Annotated in this window: 21 protein-coding genes; 12 read left to right on the forward strand and 9 right to left on the reverse strand. The window is 72.3% G+C overall.

Annotated features, from left to right (window positions below; translation table 11 throughout):
- Positions 1–186: 186 nt before the first annotated feature.
- Entirely contained in the window at positions 187–732 is a 546-nt protein-coding gene (locus KME66_RS28360) for a GNAT family N-acetyltransferase (RefSeq protein ID WP_216327420.1), read from the forward strand.
- Here KME66_RS28360 and KME66_RS28365 read toward each other — a convergent pair.
- Positions 729–1,997, reverse strand: coding sequence for an exo-beta-N-acetylmuramidase NamZ domain-containing protein (locus KME66_RS28365; protein WP_073221914.1), 1,269 nt, complete (start codon positions 1,995–1,997; stop codon positions 729–731). The genes KME66_RS28360 and KME66_RS28365 overlap by 4 nt on opposite strands.
- Before the next feature lie 190 nt (positions 1,998–2,187).
- Here KME66_RS28365 and KME66_RS28370 point away from each other — a divergent pair, with 190 nt between their 5' ends.
- From KME66_RS28370 to KME66_RS28385, 4 genes are all read left to right on the forward strand, one after another.
- A complete protein-coding gene (locus KME66_RS28370) occupies positions 2,188–2,961 on the forward strand; it encodes an SDR family oxidoreductase (protein ID WP_216327423.1) in 774 nt (257 codons plus the stop codon).
- Positions 2,958–4,934 (forward strand): class I adenylate-forming enzyme family protein, encoded by a 1,977-nt coding sequence (locus KME66_RS28375; RefSeq protein WP_253208499.1) that lies wholly within the window; start codon positions 2,958–2,960, stop codon positions 4,932–4,934. Before KME66_RS28370 ends, KME66_RS28375 begins: the two co-directional genes overlap by 4 nt.
- A gap of 49 nt (positions 4,935–4,983) precedes the next feature.
- A complete protein-coding gene (locus KME66_RS28380; RefSeq protein WP_073221917.1) occupies positions 4,984–5,577 on the forward strand; it encodes a TetR/AcrR family transcriptional regulator in 594 nt (197 codons plus the stop codon).
- A gap of 338 nt (positions 5,578–5,915) precedes the next feature.
- On the forward strand, positions 5,916–7,250 hold the full coding sequence (locus KME66_RS28385; RefSeq protein WP_216327426.1) for a M28 family metallopeptidase: 1,335 nt from the start codon (positions 5,916–5,918) through the stop codon (positions 7,248–7,250).
- A 67-nt stretch (positions 7,251–7,317) separates the two neighbouring features.
- Here the strand turns inward: KME66_RS28385 and KME66_RS28390 are convergent, their stop codons facing one another.
- Both KME66_RS28390 and KME66_RS28395 read right to left on the reverse strand, forming a co-directional pair.
- Complete coding sequence (locus tag KME66_RS28390) at positions 7,318–8,532, reverse strand: acyl-CoA dehydrogenase family protein (RefSeq protein ID WP_216327429.1); 1,215 nt, start codon at positions 8,530–8,532, stop codon at positions 7,318–7,320.
- A 6-nt stretch (positions 8,533–8,538) separates the two neighbouring features.
- On the reverse strand, positions 8,539–9,561 hold the full coding sequence (locus KME66_RS28395; protein ID WP_073221927.1) for a phosphotransferase family protein: 1,023 nt from the start codon (positions 9,559–9,561) through the stop codon (positions 8,539–8,541).
- 274 nt (positions 9,562–9,835) lie between these two features.
- On the opposite strand from KME66_RS28395, the gene KME66_RS28400 reads away from it, so the two are divergent.
- On the forward strand, positions 9,836–10,774 hold the full coding sequence (locus tag KME66_RS28400) for an NADP-dependent oxidoreductase (protein WP_216327432.1): 939 nt from the start codon (positions 9,836–9,838) through the stop codon (positions 10,772–10,774).
- 54 nt (positions 10,775–10,828) lie between these two features.
- Here the strand turns inward: KME66_RS28400 and KME66_RS28405 are convergent, their stop codons facing one another.
- From KME66_RS28405 to KME66_RS28415, 3 genes are all read right to left on the reverse strand, one after another.
- Entirely contained in the window at positions 10,829–11,143 is a 315-nt protein-coding gene (locus KME66_RS28405) for a DUF202 domain-containing protein (RefSeq protein ID WP_073221933.1), read from the reverse strand.
- Positions 11,140–11,535: a DUF202 domain-containing protein gene (locus KME66_RS28410; protein WP_216327434.1), complete on the reverse strand. Its 396-nt coding sequence runs from the start codon at positions 11,533–11,535 to the stop codon at positions 11,140–11,142. The genes KME66_RS28405 and KME66_RS28410 overlap by 4 nt, the downstream gene beginning before the upstream one ends.
- Before the next feature lie 159 nt (positions 11,536–11,694).
- The gene (locus KME66_RS28415) at positions 11,695–12,204 is read right to left on the reverse strand and encodes an NUDIX domain-containing protein (RefSeq protein ID WP_073221943.1); all 510 of its coding nucleotides are present in this window, start codon (positions 12,202–12,204) and stop codon (positions 11,695–11,697) included.
- A gap of 110 nt (positions 12,205–12,314) precedes the next feature.
- Here KME66_RS28415 and KME66_RS28420 point away from each other — a divergent pair, with 110 nt between their 5' ends.
- Positions 12,315–13,970, forward strand: coding sequence for an FAD-binding dehydrogenase (locus KME66_RS28420; RefSeq protein WP_216327437.1), 1,656 nt, complete (start codon positions 12,315–12,317; stop codon positions 13,968–13,970).
- 63 nt (positions 13,971–14,033) lie between these two features.
- Here KME66_RS28420 and KME66_RS28425 read toward each other — a convergent pair whose 3' ends face one another.
- The gene (locus KME66_RS28425; RefSeq protein ID WP_216327440.1) at positions 14,034–14,459 is read right to left on the reverse strand and encodes an ASCH domain-containing protein; all 426 of its coding nucleotides are present in this window, start codon (positions 14,457–14,459) and stop codon (positions 14,034–14,036) included.
- Between the two features lie 205 nt (positions 14,460–14,664).
- On the opposite strand from KME66_RS28425, the gene KME66_RS28430 reads away from it, so the two are divergent.
- Together KME66_RS28430 and KME66_RS28435 are read left to right on the forward strand one after the other, a co-directional pair.
- Entirely contained in the window at positions 14,665–15,636 is a 972-nt protein-coding gene (locus KME66_RS28430; protein ID WP_073221953.1) for a hypothetical protein, read from the forward strand.
- A gap of 80 nt (positions 15,637–15,716) precedes the next feature.
- Positions 15,717–17,288, forward strand: coding sequence for an APC family permease (locus KME66_RS28435; RefSeq protein WP_216327443.1), 1,572 nt, complete (start codon positions 15,717–15,719; stop codon positions 17,286–17,288).
- 179 nt (positions 17,289–17,467) lie between these two features.
- Here KME66_RS28435 and KME66_RS28440 read toward each other — a convergent pair whose 3' ends face one another.
- Both KME66_RS28440 and KME66_RS28445 read right to left on the reverse strand, forming a co-directional pair.
- On the reverse strand, positions 17,468–18,865 hold the full coding sequence (locus KME66_RS28440; RefSeq protein ID WP_216327446.1) for a GntP family permease: 1,398 nt from the start codon (positions 18,863–18,865) through the stop codon (positions 17,468–17,470).
- Positions 18,866–18,876: 11 nt separating this feature from the next.
- Positions 18,877–19,386: a gluconokinase gene (locus KME66_RS28445; RefSeq protein WP_216327449.1), complete on the reverse strand. Its 510-nt coding sequence runs from the start codon at positions 19,384–19,386 to the stop codon at positions 18,877–18,879.
- Positions 19,387–19,537: 151 nt separating this feature from the next.
- Here KME66_RS28445 and KME66_RS28450 point away from each other — a divergent pair, with 151 nt between their 5' ends.
- The 3 genes from KME66_RS28450 (at position 19,538) to KME66_RS28460 (ending at position 22,024) form a co-directional block, all read left to right on the forward strand.
- Complete coding sequence (locus tag KME66_RS28450) at positions 19,538–20,239, forward strand: FadR/GntR family transcriptional regulator (protein WP_073221966.1); 702 nt, start codon at positions 19,538–19,540, stop codon at positions 20,237–20,239.
- 70 nt (positions 20,240–20,309) lie between these two features.
- Positions 20,310–21,395 (forward strand): S-(hydroxymethyl)mycothiol dehydrogenase, encoded by a 1,086-nt coding sequence (locus KME66_RS28455; protein ID WP_073221969.1) that lies wholly within the window; start codon positions 20,310–20,312, stop codon positions 21,393–21,395.
- The gene (locus KME66_RS28460) at positions 21,395–22,024 is read left to right on the forward strand and encodes an MBL fold metallo-hydrolase (protein WP_216327451.1); all 630 of its coding nucleotides are present in this window, start codon (positions 21,395–21,397) and stop codon (positions 22,022–22,024) included. The genes KME66_RS28455 and KME66_RS28460 overlap by 1 nt, the downstream gene beginning before the upstream one ends.
- Positions 22,025–22,030 lie beyond the last annotated feature (6 nt).

The following is a 22,030-nucleotide window of genomic DNA, read 5'->3' on the forward strand; positions in this document are numbered from 1 at the left end:
ACGCCTGCCCGTTTCGGCTCCATCGAAAGATGAGATCCGCCCATTGGCCGAGAAACTCCATGTGGGGCGGGGTGCCGCGGACGGGAGCGGAGCGGCGCACGGGCCGGTGGTGCGCGGGCGTGCGCCGCTCGCGCGGGTGGCGAAATCTCCTGGCGCCGACGCGAGCCCGTGCGGTTGGGTTCCCCCATGACGACAGCCGGACCGCGCCTGGAAGAGATCACCGCCGACAACGTGCTCGACGCCTGTCGGCTGGAAGTCGCACCCGAGCAGCGCGGGTTCGTCTCCCCGGTCGCCCAGTCCCTGGCCGAGGCCTACGTGCACCCCGGCCTCGCCTGGCCCCGGCTGATCTGTGACGGTGAGCGTGCCGTCGGGTTCGTGATGGCGTTCTTCGGCCTGCCGTTCGACTTCGACGCCGGGGTGCCGGACGCCCCGCCCCGTTCCGGGCTCTGGCGGCTCGCCGTCGCCGCGGGGGAGCAGGGCCGGGGCTACGGGCGCTTCGCCGTCGGGGCGGTGAACGACGAGATCCGCCGGCGCGGCGGGACGGTCTCGACCGTGACCTGGAAGCCCGGCGAGGGCGGGCCCGAGGAGTTCTACCTCCGGCTCGGCTACCGCAAGCGGGGCCTCACGGACGACGGCGAGTACCTCGGCGACATGGAGCTGGACCAGGGCGCGCCGGCGTGTGCGGCGGGTCGGCCCCGTGAGCCCCGGCCCGCCGCGCACGTCACTCCCTAACCCCCGTACCGCAGATACCTCCGCCGCTTGGCCCGGAACGCCGACAGGTCCCGCTGCCAGGCCCCTACGACCTGGTCCGTGTCCGCGCCCGCGTCGATCATCGTGCGGACCCGGGTGTTCCCGGTGAGCTTGTCGATCCAGTGGTCCGGACGCCAGGCGAAGCCGCTCCAGGTCTGCTTCGCGGTCACCAGCAGGGCGATCCCGGTGCGGACCGGGTCGAACACCTCCCGGTCCCGGACGTGGAGCTGCACCCCGCCCACCGTCCTGCCCTGGAACTTGGAGAACACCGGCGCGAAGTACGCCTCCCGGAAGGCGACCCCCGGCAGCTTCAGCGCGTTCGCCGCGGCCGCCCAGCGGTGGTCGATGCCCTCGGCGCCGAGCAGTTCGAAGGGGCGCGTGGTGCCCCGGCCCTCGGAGAGGTTCGTGCCCTCGAAGAGGCAGGTGCCGGAGTAGACGAGTGCCGTCTCGGGCGTCGGCATGTTCGGGCTGGGCGGCACCCACGGCAGCCCGGTGTCGTCGAAGAAGTCCGAGCGCCGCCACCCCGACATCGTCACCACCTCGAGCCGCACCGGATTCTCGTGCAGGAACTCCGCGTTGAAGAACAGCGCCAGCTCCGCCACCGTCATCCCGTGCGCCTGGGCGATCTCCCGGCGGCCGACGAACGTGGCGAACGCCGGGTCCAGCACCGGGCCCAGCGCCGCCCGCCCGGTCACCGGGTTCGGCCGGTCCAGCACGACGAGCCGCTTGCCCGCGAGCGCCGCCGCCTCCATGCAGTCGTACAGCGTCCAGATGTACGTGTAGAAGCGGGCGCCCGCGTCCTGGATGTCGAAGACGACCGTGTCCACGCCCGACGCGGTGAAGATGTCCGCGAGGTCCCGCCCGCTCTTCAGATACGTGTCGTAGACCGGCAGCCCGGTCGCCGGGTCGTCGTAACGGCCCTCGGAGCCGCCCGCCTGCGCGGTGCCCCGGAACCCGTGCTCGGGGCCGAAGACGGCGGTCAGGTTCACCCGCTCGTCCGGGTGCATCGCGTCGACGATGTGCCCGACGTCCGCGGTGATGCCGGTCGGGTTGGTGACGACCCCGACCTTCTGCCCCCGCAGCAGCCGGTAGCCGTCGGCCGCCAGCCGGTCGAAGCCGGTACGGACCCGGCCGTGCCCGCGCCCGTGCTCCGGGGCGGCGGAGGCGGCACCGGTACCGGCCGCCGTCGCCGCGAGCGCTCCCATCGCGCCTCCCGCGGCCAGCACACCACGTCGGGACAGGCTCATTCCGCTACCTCCATGATCGCGCCGACTGTCATGGCCACGCACGCTAGCGCGGGCCGGGGCCACGCGGAACGACCTGGGCCGCACCGATTCCCCGAGCCGCCCTCCGTGCTCCTGCCCGGCCTCTCCCGACCTCTTCCCGATCACATACCGACCGGTTAGTCTGCTGGTGCAGCCGGATCGGAGAGGCGGGATGGCGATGGGTACGGTGCAGGGCGCGGGTGTGGTGGTCACGGGGGCCGGAGGCGGTATCGGAGCCGCTCTGGCCCGCAGGTTCGCCGCCGGCGGGGCGCGGGTCGTCGTCAACGACCTCGACCTCGCGCGGATCGAACCGCTCGCGAAGGAGATCGGCGGTACCGCCGTCGCCGGGGACGCCTCGGGCATCGTGGACGCGGCCCGGGAGGCGCTGGACGGCACGGTCGACGTCTACTGCGCCAACGCCGGTCTGGCCTCGCCCGGTGACGCGTTCGCCGACGAGGAGGTCTGGGCCGCCGCCTGGGACGTCAACGTGATGGCCCACGTCCGCGCGACCAGGGCCCTCCTGCCGGACTGGCTGGAACGGGGCAGCGGGCGGTTCGTCACCACCGCCTCGGCCGCCGGTCTGCTGACGATGATCGGCGCGGCCCCGTACAGCGTCACCAAGCACGGGGCGGTGGCCTTCGCCGAGTGGCTCTCGCTCACCTACCGCCACCGCGGGATCAAGGTCCACGCGATCTGCCCGCAGGGCGTGCGCACCGACATGCTCACCGCCGCCGGATCGGCCGGCGAACTGGTCCTGGCCCCCGGCGCGATCGAGCCGGACGCCGTCGCCGAGGCGCTGTTCGAGGCGATGGACGCCGACCGTTTCCTGGTCCTGCCGCACCCCGAGGTGGCCGGGTACTACCAGGCCCGCGCCGCCGACCCCGACCGGTGGATGCGCGGGATGAACCGGCTCCAGCGGCAGTGGGAGGAGGGGAGCGGAGCATGAGCGACCCCACGCCGTCCGGCCCCCCGGCCTCCGGAGCCGCGTCCTCCGACTATCCGTCCTCCGACCGCCCGGCCGCCGGAGCTGCCATGCCGTCCGGCTCCCCGGCCTCCGGAGCCGCGTCCTCCGGCAATCCGTCCTCCGGAGCAGAGTCCTCCGGAGCCGCACCTTCCTCCGACCGCCCGGCCACCCGAGCCCGAGCCCGAGCCCGAGCCGAGCCGCCCTCAGGCCCCCCGCTCCCCGGCGCCCCCGGGCCCGAGGCCCCCGCCGCCCCCGGTATCCCCGGCCCCGAATCCGCCGCCCCTGCCGCCGGCGGCTCGGGCTACGCCGCCCGGCCCTGGCTCGCCCTGCTCAGCGCGGCCCAGCGCGCCCCCGTCACCCCGCCCCCGACCGTGCTCCACGCCTGGCGGGCGGCCGTCGACCGGGCCCCGGACCGCCCGGCCCTGGCCTACTTCGACGGACGGCTCGGCTACCGCGAGACCGACGAGCTGTCCGACTCGGTGGCCGGGCACCTCGCCGCCCGGGGGCTGCGCCACGGCGACCGGGTCGCGATCATGCTCCAGAACAGCCCGCACTTCGTCCTCGCGCTGCTCGGCGCGTGGAAGGCGGGAGCCACCGTCGTACCGCTCAATCCGATGTACAAGGCGGGCGAGGTCGGCCACGTTCTCGCGGACGCCGGGGTCACCGCGCTGATCTGCTCGGACCGCGCGTGGGAGGCGTACCTCCGGGACACCGCGGCGGCTGCCCCCGGCCTCCGTATCGCGCTGACCGCCTGCGAGCTGGACCTCCAGAGCGTGAACGACCCGCGCGTCCTCGGCTTCGAGCGGCTCCCGGCTCCCGGCCCCGACGACCTCGCGGAGGACCTGCTGGCCGCCGCCCGCGCCGGGAACCCGGCCCCGGAGAACCGCGGTCTCACCGCCGCCGACACGGCGCTGATCAGCTACACCTCCGGCACCAGCGGCACCCCCAAGGGCGCGATGAACGCCCACGGCAACATCATGGTCAACGCCGAACGCCAGCGCACCGGCCATCCGATCGCCGAGGGCTCCGCCTACTTCGCGCTCGCGCCGCTCTTCCACATCACCGGCATGGTCTGCCAGCTCGCCGCCTGCGTCGCCAACGCGGGCACCCTCGTCCTGGCCTACCGCTTCGAGGCGGGCGTCGTCCTGGAAGCCTTCGCCGCCCACCGCCCCGCCTACACCGTCGGCCCGTCCACCGCGTTCATGGCACTGGCCGCGCACCCGGACGCCACCCCGGACCACTTCGCCTCGTTCCGGGTGATCTCCTCGGGCGGCGCGCCCCTGCCGCCCGCGCTCGTGGAGAAGTTCCGCGCGGGCTTCGGCCCGTACATCCGCAACGGCTACGGGCTCACCGAGTGCACCGCCCCCTGCGCCTCGGTCCCGCCCGAGCGGGAGGCCCCCGTCGACCCGGTCTCCGGCACCCTCTCCGTCGGCGTCCCCGGAGCCGACACCGTCGTCCGGATCCTGGACGAGGAGGGGCGGGAGGTGCCCTTCGGGGAGCAGGGCGAGATCGCGGTGCGCGGCCCGCAGGTCGTCTCCGGCTACTGGAACCTCCCCGAGGCCACCGCCGCCGCCTTCCCGGACGGCGAACTGCGCACCGGCGACATCGGATTCATGGACGCGGCGGGCTGGCTGTACGTCGTGGACCGCAAGAAGGACATGATCAACGCCTCCGGGTTCAAGGTGTGGCCCCGCGAGGTGGAGGACGTCCTCTACACCCATCCGGCGGTGCGGGAGGCGGCCGTCGTCGGCGTGCCCGACGCCTACCGGGGGGAGACGGTCCGGGCGTACGTGAGTCTGCGTCCGGGGAGCTCGGTGGCCCCCGGTGAACTGGGCGCCCACTGCAAGGAACGGCTCGCCGCGTACAAGTATCCGCGCGAGGTGGAGATCCTGACCGAGCTGCCGAAGACGGCGAGTGGGAAGATCCTCAGGCGGGAACTGCGTTCCCTCCGTTAGAACAGCGTCGAAACAGCACACGCACAGTACGAAAGGAAGGTGGCGGCTCATGTCCAAGGCGACGGACCAGAACGGCACTCCCGTCCCCCAGAGGCTGCTGGCCGCCGCCACCCGGCTCTTCGCCGAGCGCGGGTACGACCGCACATCGGTCCAGGAGATCGTCGAGGCGGCGGGCGTCACCAAGGGGGCGCTCTACCACTACTTCGGCTCCAAGGAGGACCTGCTCCAGGAGGTGTACGCCCGGGTGCTGCGGCTTCAGCAGGAGCGGCTCGACGCCTTCGCGGGTGCTGAGGCCCCCGTTGAGCAGCGGCTGCGGGACGCGGCGGCCGACGTGGTCGTCACGACCATCGACAACCTGGACGACGCCGCGATCTTCTTCCGCTCCATGCACCACCTGAGCCCCGAGAAGAACAAGCAGGTGCGCGTCGAGCGCCGCCGCTACCACGAGCGCTTCCGGGCGCTGATCGAGGAGGGGCAGAACAGCGGCGTGTTCTCCTCCGCCACCCCCGCCGACCTGGTCGTCGACTACCACTTCGGCTCGGTCCACCACCTCTCCACCTGGTACCGCCCGGACGGCCCGCTGACCCGCCAGGAGGTCGCCGACCACCTCGCGGACCTGCTGCTGCGGGCCCTGCGGCCGTAGGGCCCGCGCCGGGGTCCGCGGCACCGCGGGGGTGATCCACTGGCCCGCCCGACCGGGCGGGGCGAGTCTGGATGTATGAGGTATGTCCGGCCTCCGCCGCAGGTGTCGCCGTTCACGGGGAGAGGTCCGTTCGCCACGAGGGGCCCGTTCGTTAATAGAACGGACCTGTCCGGTTTCCGCTCTTGACGGGACACTGTCATTTCCTTGAGCATCGGTCACGCATCGCGCACCTCCGGGCCGCCTGTCGAGGCCCACGCTCCAGGACCCGGCCGGATCTTCGCGCGGCCGGGGACCCCCCGCACGTTCCGTCAATCCCCAACGGAATCCGGAGCCCGTGAATGAGACCGAACCGTTCCACCCTGCGCAGATCCCCGGCGGCCGTCGCCGCCGTCGCCCTCGCCGTGGCCCTCGGGGCCGGCGCGCCGGCCGTCCAGGCCGCCGGGGCACCGACACCGGCGGCCGCCGCTGCGGCCCCCGACATCCCCGTGGCCAACGTCAAGGCCCACCTCTCGCAGCTCTCGACCATCGCCGCGAACAACGGCGGCAACCGCGCCCACGGCCGCCCCGGCTACAAGGCGTCCGTCGACTACGTGAGGGCCAAGCTCGACGCGGCCGGATACAGCACCTCGCTCCAGCAGTTCACCTCCAACGGCGCCACCGGCTACAACCTGATAGCCGACTGGCCCGGCGGTGACCCCAACAAGGTCCTGATGGCCGGGGCCCACCTCGACTCCGTCTCCTCCGGGGCCGGGATCAACGACAACGGCTCCGGCTCGGCCGCCGTGCTGGAGACCGCGCTCGCCGTCTCCCGCGCCGGGTACCAGCCCGACAAGCACCTGCGGTTCGCCTGGTGGGGTGCGGAGGAGCTGGGCCTGATCGGCTCGAAGTACTACGTCAACAACCTGCCGTCCGCCGAGCGTTCCAAGCTCTCCGGCTATCTCAACTTCGACATGATCGGCTCGCCCAACGCCGGCTACTTCGTCTACGACGACGACCCGGTCATCGAGAAGACCTTCAAGGACTACTTCGCGGGCCTGGGCGTCCCCACCGAGATCGAGACCGAGGGCGACGGCCGCTCCGACCACGCCCCGTTCAAGAACGCGGGCGTCCCCGTCGGCGGGCTCTTCACCGGCGCGGGCTACACCAAGTCCTCCGCCCAGGCGCAGAAGTGGGGCGGGACGGCGGGCCAGGCCTTCGACCGCTGCTACCACTCCTCGTGCGACAACCTGAGCAACATCAACGACACCGCCCTGGACCGCAACAGCGACGCCGCCGCCCACGCCGTCTGGACCCTGTCCTCCGGCACCGGTGAACCGCCCACGGACGGGGACGTGTTCAGCAACACCACCGACGTGGCCATTCCGGACGCCGGGGCGGCGGTGACCTCGTCGATCGCGGTCACCGGCCGGACGGGCAACGCGCCGGCCGCACTTCAGGTCGGCGTCGACATCAAGCACACCTGGCGCGGCGACCTCGTCGTGGACCTGATCGCCCCGGACGGCAGCGCGTACCGGCTGAAGAACTCCAGCAGCGGCGACTCGGCCGACAACGTCATCACGACGTACACGGTCAACGCCTCCAGCGAGGTGGCCAACGGCACCTGGAAGCTCCGCGTCCAGGACGTCGCCCGGTACGACACCGGCTACATCGACAGCTGGAAGCTCACCTTCTGAGCCCTCCCGCGTGCAGGATGCGGCCCCCTCCCGACGAGCATCCCGGGAGGGGGCCGCACCGCACCCCTCAGACGTACCGCTTGATCTCCCGCCGGGCCAGCGACCGCTGGTGCACCTCGTCGGGGCCGTCCGCCAGCCGCAGTGTCCGCGCCGACGCCCACAGCTCCGCCAGCGGGAAGTCCTGGCTCACCCCGCCCGCGCCGTACAACTGCACCGCGGAGTCCAGGATGTCCACGACCGCGCGCGGGGTGGCGATCTTGATGGCCTGGATCTCGGTGTGCGCGCCCTTGTTGCCCACGGTGTCCATCAGCCAGGCCGTCTTCAGCACCAGCAGTCGCAGCTGCTCCACCGTGACCCGGGCGTCCGCGATCCAGTTCTGCACGACACCCTGCGAGGCCAGCGGCCTGCCGAACGCCGTACGCGTCACCGCGCGCCGGCACATCAGCTCGATGGCCCGCTCCGCCATCCCGATCAGCCGCATGCAGTGGTGGATCCGGCCCGGTCCCAGCCGCGCCTGGGCGATGGCGAAGCCGCCGCCCTCCTCGCCGATCAGGTTCGCCGCGGGCACCCGGACGTCGTGGAAGACCACCTCGGCGTGGCCGCCGTGCGCGTGGTCCTCGTACCCGTACACCTGCATCGCCCGGCGCACCTCGACGCCCGGGGTGTCGCGGGGGACGAGGATCATCGACTGCTGGCGGCGGATGTCCTCGCCGTCCGGGTCGGTCTTGCCCATCACGATGAAGACCGCGCAGTCCGGGTTCATCGCCCCGGAGATGTACCACTTGCGGCCGTTGACGACGTAGTCCTCGCCGTCCCGGATCATCCGCGTCTCGATGTTCGTCGCGTCCGAGGACGCCACGTCCGGCTCCGTCATCGCGAACGCGGAGCGGATCTCCCCGGCGAGCAGCGGCTCCAGCCACCGCTTCTTCTGGTCGTCGGTGGCGAACTGGAACAGCACCTCCATGTTCCCGGTGTCCGGGGCGGCGCAGTTCGTCGCGGTCGGCGCGAGGTGCGGGGAACGTCCGGTGATCTCCGCGAGCGGGGCGTACTGGAGGTTCGTCAGCCCCGCCCCGTACTCCGCGTCCGGCAGGAAGAGGTTCCACAGCCCCTGCCGCCGGGCCTCGGCCTTCAGCTCCCCGACGACGGCCGGGGTGTCCCACGGTGAGGCGAGCCCCGCCCGCTGCTCCTCGGCGACCTGCTCGGCCGGGTACACGTGCTCGTCCATGAACGCGAGCAGCCTGCCGCGCAGTTCCTCGGTACGGGCGTCGAATGCGAAGTCCATGAGGGTTCAGCCTTCCTGGAGGGTGGTGAGGCCGTGCGCGATGAAGACGGGGACCAGCTCGCCGATCCGGTCGAAGCCCGCGCCGACGGTCTGGCCGAGGGTGTAGCGGTAGTGGATGCCCTCCAGGATCACGGCGAGCTTGAACCAGGCGAACGCGGTGTACCAGGAGACGGCGGAGGTGTCCCGGCCCGAGCGGGCCGCGTAGCGCTCGACGAGCTCGGCGGGGGACGGGTGCCCGGCCGCCCCGCTGGTGGTGGAGACGGGCGACTCCGGCAGCCCGAGATCGGAGCTGTACATCACGAGCAGCCCGAGATCGGTCAGCGGATCGCCGAGGGTGGACATCTCCCAGTCGAGGACGGCCTTGATCCGGTCGTCGGAGCCGATCAGGACGTTGTCCAGGCGGTAGTCGCCGTGGACGACGGTGGGCGCGGGGGAGGAGGGCAGCGCGCGGCCGAGCGCCGCGTGCAGTTCGTCGACGCCCGCCAGGTCACGGCTGCGGGAGGCGTCCAGCTGCTTGCCCCAGCGCCGCAGCTGCCGGTCCAGGAAGCCCTCGGGCCGCCCGAAGTCCCCGAGCCCGACCGCCCCCGGATCCACGGCGTGCAGATCGACCAGGGTGTCGACGAGCCCGAGGACCGCCGCCCGGGTGCGCTCGGGGCCCAGCGGGGCGAGCTGCTCCGCGGTGCGGTACGGGGTGCCCTCGACGTACTCCATCACGTAGAACGGCGCGCCGATCACCGAGTCGTCCTCGCAGAGCAGCAGCGGCTCCGGCACGGGGACGGCGGTCGGATGCAGACCGCTGATCACGCGGTGCTCGCGCGCCATGTCGTGCGCGGTCGCCAGCACGTGGCCGAGCGGAGGCCTGCGCACCACCCACTGCCCGGTCCCGTCACCGACGACGTACGTGAGGTTCGAGCGGCCGCCCTCGATGAGCCGCGCTTCGAGGGGCCCGCTCACCAGCCCCGGTCGCTCACGGTCGAGATGGCCGCGCAGCAGCTCCGGGTCGAGACCTGGTGGGGGGACTGAGCTCATGGTGCGTACCTCCGGGCGACTGGCGACGGGACGAGGTGACGGGTCAGGGTGACGGGACCCCGGGACGGAACGGTCGGGAACCATGATGCCGACCAGTCGGTATGTCGTCCAGTGCCCTTCGGGACCGACCGCCCGGGAAGGCGGCCGGACTCCGGTGGCGCACCGTGTCCGAGAACGGTGACGGCACCCGCCCGGAGCCCGCGTCGGGGAGGCCGGGACCCACGGCCGTACCGCCTGAGTTGCGACGACCCCGGCCTGCGCGGAAGGTCGAGGGATGAAGGCGATCAGCTACAGCGCGTACGGCTCCGCCGACGTCATGGAGTACGGCGAGCGGCCCGACCCCAAGGTCGGCCCCGACAGCGTCCTGGTGAAGGTGCGGGCCGCGGCGGTCAACCCGGTCGACTGGAAGGCCCGAGAGGGCTACCTCCAGGGTGCCCTCGACGCCGTCTTCCCGGTGATCCCCGGCTGGGACGTCTCCGGGGTCGTCGTGCAACCGGGCATCGCCGTCGACGAGTTCGCGGTGGGCGACGAGGTCATCGGCTACGTGCGCGAGGACTTCCTCTCGCGCGGTACGTTCGCCGAATACGTCGCCGCCCCCGTGCGCACCCTCGCCCGCAAGCCCCTGAGCCTGAGCTTCGAGGCGGCGGCGGGTCTGCCGCTGGCCGGGCTCACCGCGTACCAGGTGCTGCACCGCACTCTCAAGATCCGCGAGGGCGACACCGTCCTGGTCCACGCGGCCGCCGGCGGCGTCGGATCGCTCGCCGTCCAGATCGCCCGGCACGCCGGCTGCCGGGTCGTCGGCACCGCGAGCCCCCGCAACCACGAGCACCTGCGGAGCCTCGGCGCGGAGCCCGTGGAGTACGGCGAGGGCCTCGTCGAACGGCTGCGGGAGCTGGTCCCCGAGGGCTTCGACGCCTCCTTCGACACCGTGGGCGGCGACGCGCTGAAGGCCTCCGCCGACACCCTCGCCCCGGGCGGCCGGCTCGCCTCCATCGCGGACGACGAGGTCTTCTCCTACGGCGGCCACTACGCCTTCGTGCGCCCCGACGCGGCGGACCTGGCGCAGGTCGCGGAGCTGGCCGAGCGGGGGATCGTCACCGTCCACGTGGACCGGGTGTTCCCGCTGGAGGAGGCCGCCGAGGCGTACCGGCTCAACCAGGAGGGGCGGACCCGCGGCAAGATCGTGGTCACGGTGGACTGGGACGCGTCGTAGGACGGCGTCGGCCTTCAGGCGTTCAGGGGTTCAGGGGTTCAGGGGTTCAGGGGTTCAGAACAGCATCGCCGCGGCGAACACCGCCAGCGCCACCGTGCACAGTGCCGCCGTCAGCGCCCCGCGCGGCGCGAGCTGCTCGGGCCGCGCCACCCCCAGCACGGTCACCCGGCGGTGGGCGACCGTCAGGAACCCCAGCCAGGCCAGTGCGCTCAGCGCCACCGCGACCAGCGCCGCCGGGGTCGCCCCGCTGTGCAGCGCCTGCCGCCCGGCGAGCAGCGCGACGACCGTGGCGGTCAGCGTCGTGCGCCGCCAGGCCAGCCGCGTCCGCTCCGGCTGCAGCCCCGGATCCCGGTCCGCCGCCGCCGTCACACCCCCTCCCAGCCGAAGAGGACCACCACCACCATCGCCAGGGCGACGACGGCGATCACCAGGCTCAGCAAGGTCGGGAACCGTGACACCGGCAGATCCTCGCCCCGCCGCATCGCCCGCTCGCACCGCACCCAGTGGTTGACCGCCCGCAACGCGCACAGCACCCCGGCGGCCAGCAGCCCGAGCGCGAGCGCGGCCCGTACGCCCCACATCAGCTCCGGCAGGAACTGATCGACGGCGAAACCCCCGCCGATCAGCGCCAGAGCCGTGCGGAGCCAGGCGAGGAACGTCCGCTCGTTGGCCAGCGAGAACCGGTAGTCGGGGGTGTCCCCCTCCTCGCGGATCCGCTGCGGCGCGAACCACAGCCGTACACTCTGCGCGATCTTGTTCACACGGAAACCCTAGGGCCTGGCATCGGCCCGCCGCCCGCCGCCCGCCGCCCGCCGCCCGCCGCCCGCCGCCCGCCGCCCGCCGCCCGCCGCCCGCCGTGCGACGTCCGGCCGGCACGGCTCCAGCGGCCTCCGGCCCTCCGCGCGGCCGCAGGCCCCGGGTCAGCCCGCCCGATGCTCCCGCAGCCGCCGATAGGCCTCAAGGCCGTCGGGCACCCAGGGCCAGGAGCCGAGCCGCCGCTCCAGCTCGGCGTCGTCCAGGAACGTGTGCCAGGCGACCTCCTCCGCCTGCGGGGAGACCGGCAGCTCGCACCGCACCTGGTAGACGGCCGACCACCAGGTGTGCCCACCGTCCGCGTAGAGGAACCGGAACAGCGGCTCGGGCCGGGGAAGCCCCGAGACGCCCAGCTCCTCCTCCGCCTCGCGCAGCGCCGCCTCGTCGTACGACTCGCCCGCACCGACGACCCCGCCGACGAACATGTCGTAGTGCGAGGGGAAGACCAGCTTCGTGGGCGTGCGCCGGTGGACGAAGGTCCGCCCCCGTGCGTCCCGCGCCTCGATGAAGACGCAGCGGTGCCGCAGCCCCCGCGCGGTCGCCTCGCCGCGCGGGGCCTGCCCGATGACCTCGTCGTTCTCGTCGACGATGTCCAGAATCTCGTCAGAGGGCGTCATGCGCCTCATCCAACAGCACCCGGACGGTTGACGTGGCAGCGGCGGGTACCCAAGATCTGACGCACGGGTAACTTGTCGCCCGGCACCCCCTCCCCGACAGGACGGAACCCATGGCGTACGACGCTGATGTGATCGTGATCGGGGCGGGACTCGCCGGGCTGGTGGCCGCCGCCGAGCTGGTCGACGCCGGACGCTCCGTGATCCTTCTCGACCAGGAGCCCGAGCAGTCCATCGGCGGCCAGGCGCACTGGTCCTTCGGCGGGCTCTTCCTCGTGGACTCGCCCGAACAGCGCCGGATGCGGATCAAGGACAGCCGGGACCTGGCCCTCCAGGACTGGTTCGGCACGGCGGGCTTCGACCGCGAGGAGGAGGACCGCTGGCCGCGCCGATGGGCCGAGGCGTACGTCGACTTCGCCGCCGGGGAGAAGCGTTCCTGGCTCCACCAGCAGGGGCTGCGGATCTTCCCGGTCGTCGGCTGGGCCGAACGCGGCGGCTACGACGCGACCGGGCACGGCAACTCCGTACCCCGCTTCCACATCACCTGGGGGACCGGCCCCGGTGTCGTCGCCCCCTTCGAGCGCCGCGTCCGCGAGGGCGTCGCCAAGGGCCTCGTCCAGCTGCGCTTCCGCCACCGGGTCACCGGTCTCGCCCGCACGGCCGGGGCGCTCGACACGGTCACCGGCGAGATCCTGGAGCCCAGCGCCGCCGAGCGCGGCACCGCGAGCAGCCGGGAGGCCACCGGCGCCTTCGAGCTGAAGGCCCAGGCGGTGATCGTCACCTCCGGCGGCATCGGCGGCAACCACGACCTCGTCCGCGCCCAGTGGCCCGAGCGGCTGGGCACCCCGCCCGAGAAGATGCTCTCCGGCGTCCCCGCCCATGTCGACGGGCTGATGCTCGGCATCGCCGAGAAGGCGGGCGCGCACCACATCAACAGCGACCGGATGTGGCACTACACCGAGGGCATCGAGAACTGGAACCCGATCTGGGCCAGGCACGGCATCCGGATCCTGCCGGGCCCCTCCTCCCTCTGGCTGGACGCGCGCGGCAGGAGGCTTCCGGTCCCCCTCTTCCCCGGCTTCGACACGCTCGGCACGCTCGAACACATCATGCGCTCGGGCCACGGCTACACCTGGTTCGTGCTCAACCAGCGCATCATCGGCAAGGAGTTCGCCCTCTCCGGCTCCGAGCAGAACCCGGACCTGACCGGCAAGTCCGTCCGTGACGTGATCGGCCGGGCCCGCGCGGACGTGCCCGCACCGGTGAAGGCGTTCATGGACCACGGCGCGGACTTCGTCGTGGAGAAGGATCTCGACGCCCTCGTCCGGGGCATGAACGCGGTGACGGGCGACGGCCTGATCGACGCGGCCGGGCTGCGCCGCGAGATCACCGCCCGGGACCGCGAGATCGCCAACCCCTTCACCAAGGACCTCCAGGTCACCGCGATCCACGGAGCCCGCGCCTACCTGGGCGACCGCCTGATCCGCACCGCGAAGCCCCACCGGATCCTGGACCCGGCGGCGGGCCCGCTGATCGCGGTCCGCCTCAACATCCTCACCCGCAAGTCCCTCGGCGGCCTGGAGACGGACCTGTCCTCCCGCGTCCTGACCGCCGAGGGCACCCCGCTCCCCGGCCTGTACGCGGCGGGCGAGGCGGCGGGCTTCGGCGGCGGCGGAGTCCACGGCTACCGCTCCCTGGAGGGCACGTTCCTGGGCGGCTGCATCTTCTCGGGCAGGGCAGCGGGCAGGGCGGCGGCCCAGGCACTGTGAGCCTCTTCCCCTCCCCGGTCCTCCGCCGACCGGGGAACCGCGTCCGGGGCTGAGACCCGGCGGTCACTCCAGCCGCTCGACGACCCGGAACCGCTCCGCGACGATCATCGTCCCGTCGTCCACCGTGAACGCCGGGTCCCCCAACGCCTCCCGCATCTCCTCGCTGTGCCAGAACCGCTCGTGCCCCGCCCGCCACTGTGCGACCGAGGTGTACCCCTCGCCCTCGTCCAGCGCGTGCTGCAGATCGACGGCCCCCAGCGGCAGCACCCGTACCTCGGTCACCTCGACCACCGCGACCTCCCGCCCCTCCGAATCGATCAGCGCGGAGCGCTCGCCGACCGGAGGCAACTCCTCCTGCTCCAGTTCGTACTCGCACAGCAGCCCGGTGGTGGACACCTTCTCGCCGGACAGGACCGCCGCCACCAACCGGTCGCGCAGCGGGCCGGGAAAGGCGAGCAGGAAGGGGGCGAGGGGTTCACGTGGCTCCATGCAGGCAGTGTGTCAGGCGTCACCCGCGCCCCGCCCGTCGCACCCGCACGCTGCGCCGATGCCGCAGGCAGGGCGACGGGATCCAGCCAACTGACGGACACATGGCAGCAGTTGCCGGAAAGCGCCCCTTGACGTGGGGCATGGCCTGCCGATTTGCTGTGCGCGATCATCTGCTCGCACACCGCATCGAAGGAAGCCCGCGGCAATGTCCCCGCCCCCGCCGCCCCTGGGCCGCTCCCGCCGTCGGGGCAGCCGCTCGGACCAGGTCTTCGACCCGGCCCTCGACGACGACGAACTCATCGCCGCCCGCGGACAGTTCGTCCAGGGCAGGTGGTCCGAGGCGCGCACCCTGCTGGTGGCCACCGGCCAGGACTGGGACCGCCGCGGACATCGCGTACTCGCTCTCGCCGAGACCTCGTCCGCCGAGGACTGGGCCGGTGACTGGCTGCTCGTCGAGCCCGAGAGCGCCGACGCGGCCGTCCTGCTCGCCTGTGCCCGGGTCATGCGGGCGCTGCGGCCCAAGGCCAGGGCGAACAACGCCGCCCGCGCCCGGGAGGCCTGTCTGGCGGCCGCCCGCCTCACCCCCGACGACCCCACCCCCTGGCTCGCGCTGCTCCTGCTGGACCGGGGCCGCGACGACGGCGTGGACGAGACCGGCAGGCTCTTCGAGGAGGTGCGCTCCCGCCACCCCGATCACCACCACGCCCACCACGTGATGGCGGCCCTGCTCGCCGAGAGCAACCCCGAGAGCGGCCACGACCCGCTCCACGAGGTGTACGACTTCGCCGCCTGGGCCGCCGAACTGGCCCCCGCCGACTCCCCGCTGGCCGTGCTCCCGGTCGTCGCCCACGCCGAGCGCTACCGCGTCCTGGTCGCCGCCGGCATCGAGCCCGACGACCCGGCGCACTCCGGACACTGGTCCGGCCGCCGGGCCCGCCAGGTGATGAAAGCCGCCTTCGACTGGTGGCTGGAGTGGGAGCGCGACGACCACCCGCGCCACCGCCTCGACCTCAACTTCCTGGCCCACGCCAAGGTCTGCGAGGGCCGGCCCGCCGAGGCCGCCGCCCTCTTCCACCGCATCGGCTCCTACGCCACCCCCGCGCCCTGGTCCTACTCCGGCCGGGAACCCCACGCGGCGTTCACGGCCGCGCGCACCTACGCGCTCGGCACCCCGTGAACCCCGCGGCACAGCACGGAGCACAGCACGAAGGGCACCACCCCGCCACGAGGAACCACGAGAAAGGGACCCATCCCGTCATGTCGACCGGCAGTTCATTTTCCAGCGGGACCGGCACCACCGGAGGGACGGCGGACACCGGCGGGATCAACACCTACAAGGGCGAGGAACGCGCCCTGCGCGCCGACCGGCTCGGCACCCCCGGCCTCCTGCTCTCGGTGGTCGCGGCCAGCGCCCCGCTGATGGTGGTCGCGGGCGTGATGCCCACGGTCTTCGGCGTGATGGGCATCGTCGGCCAGCCGCTGCTCTACATCATCCTGGGCGCCGTCCTGATGCTGTTCAGCGTCGGTTACGCGGAGATGAGCCGGCACGTCCACAACGCCGGGGCGTTCTACGCGTACATCGCCCGGGGGCTCGGTCCGACCGCCGGAGCCGGGGCGTCGCTCGTGGCGCTCGTCGCCTACAGCGCGATGCAGGTCGGCATCTACGGGATCCTCGGCTTCGAGATCGCCGGCATCTTCGCCACCTACCTCGACATCGAGCTGGCATGGTGGATACCGGCCCTGGTCTCGGCGGCCGTCGTCGGCGTCCTCGGCTGGCTGAAGATCGACCTCAACGCCAAGGTGCTCGGCGTCCTGCTGGTCATCGAGTGCGCCCTCGTCGTGATCTTCGACATCGCCGCCGTGAGCAAGCCGGGCCCCGAGGGCCTGTCGCTGCACGCCTTCAACCCCGAGACCCTCACCGGCGCCGGCCTCGGCACCGCCCTCTGCTTCTGCATCGCCGCGTTCGTCGGCTTCGAGCAGGCCCCGGTGTACGCGGAGGAGACCAGCCGCCCGCAGATCGTGGTCTCCCGGGTGATGTTCCTCGCGGTCGGCTACGCCGCGCTGTTCCTGGCCATCAGCTCCTGGGCCCTGACCGTGGCCGCCGGACCCGGCTCCATCGCCGGCACCTCCCTCAAGGAGGGCCCCGGCATGCTGTTCGGCCTCACCGGGGAGCGGCTCGGCTCCACCTTCACCGATGTGCTGCACATCCTCTTCGTCACCGGGATGTTCGCGGCGCTCCTCAGCTTCCACAACGTCGTGGCCCGCTACGCGTTCGCGATGGGCCGCGAGGGACTGCTGCCCGCCGGCTTCGGCCGCACCAACCGGGCGAGCGGCGCTCCCGGCACCGGTTCGCTGCTTCAGTCCGCCGTCTCCGTGGCCGTCATCGCGGCGTTCGCGCTCACCGACGACAACCCGGCCGGAGACCCCACGGTCCCCGTCCTGCGGCTGTTCACCTGGATGGGCAACGTCGGCGCGCTCGGCATCATCCTGCTGATGGCCGCGGCCTCCTTCGCCGTCATCGCCTTCTTCGTCAAGCGCGGCGCGGGCCGTGCGCAGGCCCCGCGCCTGTTCGCCTCCGCCCTCGCCGGACTCGCGCTCCTGACGATCGCCGTCTTCACCGTCCGCGACTTCGACGTCCTCGTCGGCTCCGGACCCGGCTCGGTGCTCAACTGGCTGCTGCCCGGCGTCATCATCCTCGCGCTCGCCGGCGGCCTGGTGTACGGGGCGGTGCTGCGCTCGCTCAAGCCCGCGGTGCACGCCCGGATCGGCCTCGGCAACGAGGCGTTCCAGCTGGAGAAGGCGGCCGAGAGCGAGTCGGCCCGCCGCTGACCTCCCCGTACCAAAAGCGCGGGAGCGCGAGACGCCCGCCCCGGTACGTACCGGGGCGGGCGTCTCGCGCTCCCGCTGCCGCACGGAACCGGTCCTCGTGCCGTACGGAAGCGTTCATTCGTGCCGGGGCAACCGGTCTCTGTGCCGAGCCGAAGCGTGTTCGTCCCGTACGGAACCGGCTACAGCAACAGCGACAGCAGCAGGATGAACGCCATCGCCACCACGGAGATGATCGTCTCCATCACGGACCAGGTCTTCACCGTCTGGCCGACGTTCATGCCGAAGTACTCCTTCACCAGCCAGAACCCGGCGTCGTTCACATGGCTGAAGAAGAGCGAACCGGCGCCGACGGCCAGCACCAGCAGCGCCGCGTGCGAGGTCGACATGTCGGCGGCCAGCGGGGCGACCAGACCGGCGGCCGAGATCGTGGCGACCGTGGCCGAGCCGGTGGCGAGGCGGATCGCGACGGCGATCAGCCAGCCCAGCAGCAGGGCGGGGATCGACCAGTTCTCGGAGAAGTCCAGGATCATCCCGCCCACCCCGGCGTCGATCAGCGTCTGCTTGAAGCCGCCGCCCGCGCCGACGATGAGCAGGATCCCGGCGATCGGGGCGAGGGACTTCTCGACGGTGCCGGCCAGCCGGTCCCTGGTGAACCCGGCGGCCCGGCCGAGCGTGAACATCCCGACCAGGACGGCCGCGAGCAGGGCGATCAGCGGCGAACCGATGACCATGGTGACCTTCTGGAGACCGTTCTGCGGGTCGTCGACCACGATCTCGACGAGCGCGTTCAGCAGCATGAGGACGACCGGCAGCAGGATCGTCGCCAGGGTGGCGCCGAAGCTCGGACGACGGTCCAGCTCCTCGGAGGGGCGCTGCGGGATCATCTTCTCCGGCGGCTTGATGTCCACCCAGCGCGCGGCGTAACGGGAGAAGACCGGACCGGCGATGATCACCGTCGGGACGGCGACCAGCACGCCGAGCGCCAGCGTCACGCCGAGATTGGCGTCCAGGGCGTCGATCGCGACCAGCGGGCCGGGGTGCGGCGGGATCAGCCCGTGCATCACCGAGAGCCCGGCGAGCGCGGGGATGCCGATCCGCATCAGGGAGTAGTTGCCGCGCTTCGCGACGAGCAGCACGACCGGGATCATCAGCACGATCCCGACCTCGAAGAACAGCGGCAGCCCGATGATCGAGGCGATCAGGACCATCGCCCAGGGCATGGCCCGGCCGCTCGCCCTCGCCAGGATGGTGTCGACGACCTGGTCGGCCCCGCCGGAGTCGGCGAGCAGCTTGCCGAGTATCGCGCCCAGCGCGATCAGGACGCCCACGCCCGCGACGGTCGAGCCGAGGCCCGCGGTGAAACTGGCGATCGTGTCGGCCGGGGCGGCTCCCGCGAAGGAGCCGAGCGCCAGCGAACCGATGGTCAGCGCCAGGAACGCGTGCATCTTGAGCTGGGTGATGAGGAGAACGATGACGGCGATGCCCGCCAGGACGGCGATGCCCAACTGAGCGTTGCCTGCCGAGGTGATCGGTTCGGCGGCGTCCGCTGCCAGCATCTCGACGCTGAGACTGGTCACGGTGAAGGTCCTTAACTGTCGAACCGGCGCAGCGCGGCGACGGCTCGCTGGGTGATTTCCTCGGGGGTGCCGGACACGTCGACACTCACTCCGGCCTCGTCGGTCTGGAGCGGCTGCAGCGTCGCGAACTGCGAGTCGAGAAGCGCGGTGGGCATGAAGTGGCCCCTGCGGTCCGCCATCCGCTCCTCGATCAGCGCCCGGTCACCTGTCAGATGCAGAAAGAGGGCGTCCGGCGCCCCGTCCCGCAGCCGGTCCCGGTAGACCCGCTTGAGCGCGGAGCTGGAGACGACCCCGCCGAGCCCCGCCCGCCCGTGCGCCCACTGCCCGATGGAGTCCAGCCAGGGCCACCGGTCGTCGTCGTCCAGGGGGGTGCCGGCCGACATCTTGGCGATGTTCGCCGGGGGATGGAAGTCGTCGCCCTCGGCGTACGGGACGCCCAGGGCGGCGGCGAGCAGGGGGCCGATCGTGGTCTTGCCGGTTCCTGCCACGCCCATCACCACGACGACGTGGGGGGTGCTCATGGGGGGTGCGGTGTTCATGGGGTGTGTCTCGCTGTCTTCTTCGACATCGGTCCGTCGCGCTACTGAAACCCATTAGGTACGACTTATTCAAGAGCCTGTGACGTAAACGTCGTACGTATTGTTCCGGCGGGCCGCCCCGTAGGCTTGACCCATGACCACACAGAGCCAGGGGTTGCATACGCATGTGCTGGACACCCTGGGTCTGGAGATCTCCTCCGGCCAGTGCCCGCCCGGCAGCGTGCTGCGCACCGACGAGCTCGCCCAGCGCTTCGACGTCTCCCGTACGGTGATCCGCGAGGTCATCCGGGTCCTGGAATCGATGCACCTGGTCGAGTCCCGCCGCCGTGTCGGGGTGACGGTCCGCCCCACCGAGACCTGGAACGTGTACGATCCCCAGGTCATCCGCTGGCGGCTGGCCGGCGCCGACCGCCCCCGCCAGCTGCGCTCCCTCACGGTCCTGCGCTCCGCGATCGAACCGGTCGCCGCCTCGCTCGCGGCCCGCCACGCCACCGCCGCGCAGTGCGCCGAGCTCACCGAACGCGCCCTCGGCATGGTCGCCACCTCGCGCGGCCAGCAGCTGGAGGGCTACCTCGAACACGACATCGCCTTCCACCGCATCGTCCTCAACGCCTCCGGCAACGAGATGTTCGCCCGCCTCGGGGACGTCGTCGCCGAGGTCCTCGCGGGCCGCACCCACCACCAGGTGATGTTCGAGGACCCCGACCCGGCCGCCGTCACCCTGCACGTCCGGCTCGCCGAGGCGGTCCGCGAGGGCGACCCGGAGGCCGCCGAGCGGCTCACCAAGGAGATCGCGGTCGGCGCCCTGCACGAACTGGACGTCCTCGCCCCGTAGGAGGTCTCCCGAGGCGTACGGTGGTCCGCGTTCGATCTTCGCGAAGCGCGGGAGCAGGGAGAGCACGGTTATGGCACAGCAGGTGCAGGCGGTCATCGCACCGGGGAAGAACGAGCCGGTCAGGGTCGAGACGATCGTGGTCCCGGACCCCGGTCCCGGTGAGGCCGTCGTGAAGATCCAGGCGTGCGGCGTCTGCCACACCGACCTGCACTACAAGCAGGGCGGCATCAACGACGAGTTCCCCTTCCTCCTCGGCCACGAGGCGGCAGGCGTCGTCGAGTCGGTCGGCGAGGGCGTCACGGATGTCGCCCCCGGTGACTTCGTCGTCCTCAACTGGCGTGCCGTGTGCGGCCAGTGCCGCGCCTGTCTGCGCGGCCGCCCCTGGTACTGCTTCGACACCCACAACGCGAAGCAGAAGATGACGCTGCTCGACGGCACGGAGCTGTCGCCCGCCCTCGGTATCGGCGCCTTCGCGGAGAAGACCCTCGTCGCCTCCGGTCAGTGCACCAAGGTCGACCCCCAGGTCGCCCCCGAGGTCGCCGGACTCCTCGGCTGCGGCGTCATGGCGGGCATCGGCGCCGCCATCAACACCGGCCAGGTCGGCCGCGGCGACTCCGTCGCCGTCATCGGCTGCGGCGGCGTCGGTGACGCGGCCGTCGCCGGATCCCGGCTGGCCGGAGCGGCGAAGATCATCGCGGTCGACATCGACGACCGCAAGCTGGAGACGGCGAAGAAGATGGGCGCCACCCATACCGTCAACTCCCGCACCACCGACCCCGTCGAGGCGATCCGCGCCCTCACCGACGGCAACGGCGCCGACGTCGTCATCGAGGCCGTCGGCCGCCCCGAGACCTACGAACAGGCCTTCTACGCCCGCGACCTCGCCGGAACGGTCGTCCTCGTCGGCGTCCCCACCCCCGACATGAAGCTCGAACTGCCGCTCCTGGACGTCTTCGGCCGCGGCGGCTCCCTCAAGTCCTCCTGGTACGGCGACTGCCTGCCCTCCCGCGACTTCCCGATGCTCGTCGACCTCCACCAGCAGGGCCGCCTGGACCTGGCCGCCTTCGTCACCGAGACCATCGGACTGGGCGACGTCGAGCAGGCCTTCGCCCGCATGCACGACGGCGACGTCCTGCGCTCGGTGGTGGTCCTCTGATGGCCGCCCGCATCGACCACCTGGTCACCTCCGGCACCTTCGCCCTCGACGGCGGCGAGTGGGACGTCGACAACAACGTCTGGATCGTCGGCGACGACACCGAGGCGATCGTCATCGACGCCGCCCACGACGCCGCCGCCATCGAGGCCGCGCTCGGCGGCCGTACGCTGCGCGCCATCGTCTGCACCCACGCGCACAACGACCACATCGACGCCGCCCCCGCCCTCGCGGCGGCCACCGGCGCCCCGATCCTGCTCCACCCGGAGGACCTGCCGCTCTGGTTGCAGACCCACCCGGAGCACACCCCCGACGGCGCTCTCACGGACGGCCAGGAGATCGCCGTGGCGGGCACCACGCTCACGGTCCTGCACACCCCGGGCCACGCCCCCGGAGCCGTCTGCCTGTACGCCCCCGAGCTGGGCGTCGTCTTCACCGGCGACACCCTCTTCCAGGGCGGCCCCGGCGCCACCGGCCGGTCCTTCTCGTCGTTCCCCACGATCATCGACTCGATCCGGGACCGGCTGCTCACCCTCCCCGGCGACACGGCAGTCCGCACCGGCCACGGCGACCCCACCACCATCGGCGCGGAGGCCCCGCAGCTCGACGCGTGGATCAAGCGCGGCCACTGAGCGCCG

It is taken from the genome of Streptomyces sp. YPW6, assembly GCF_018866325.1.
Lineage (GTDB): Bacteria > Actinomycetota > Actinomycetes > Streptomycetales > Streptomycetaceae > Streptomyces.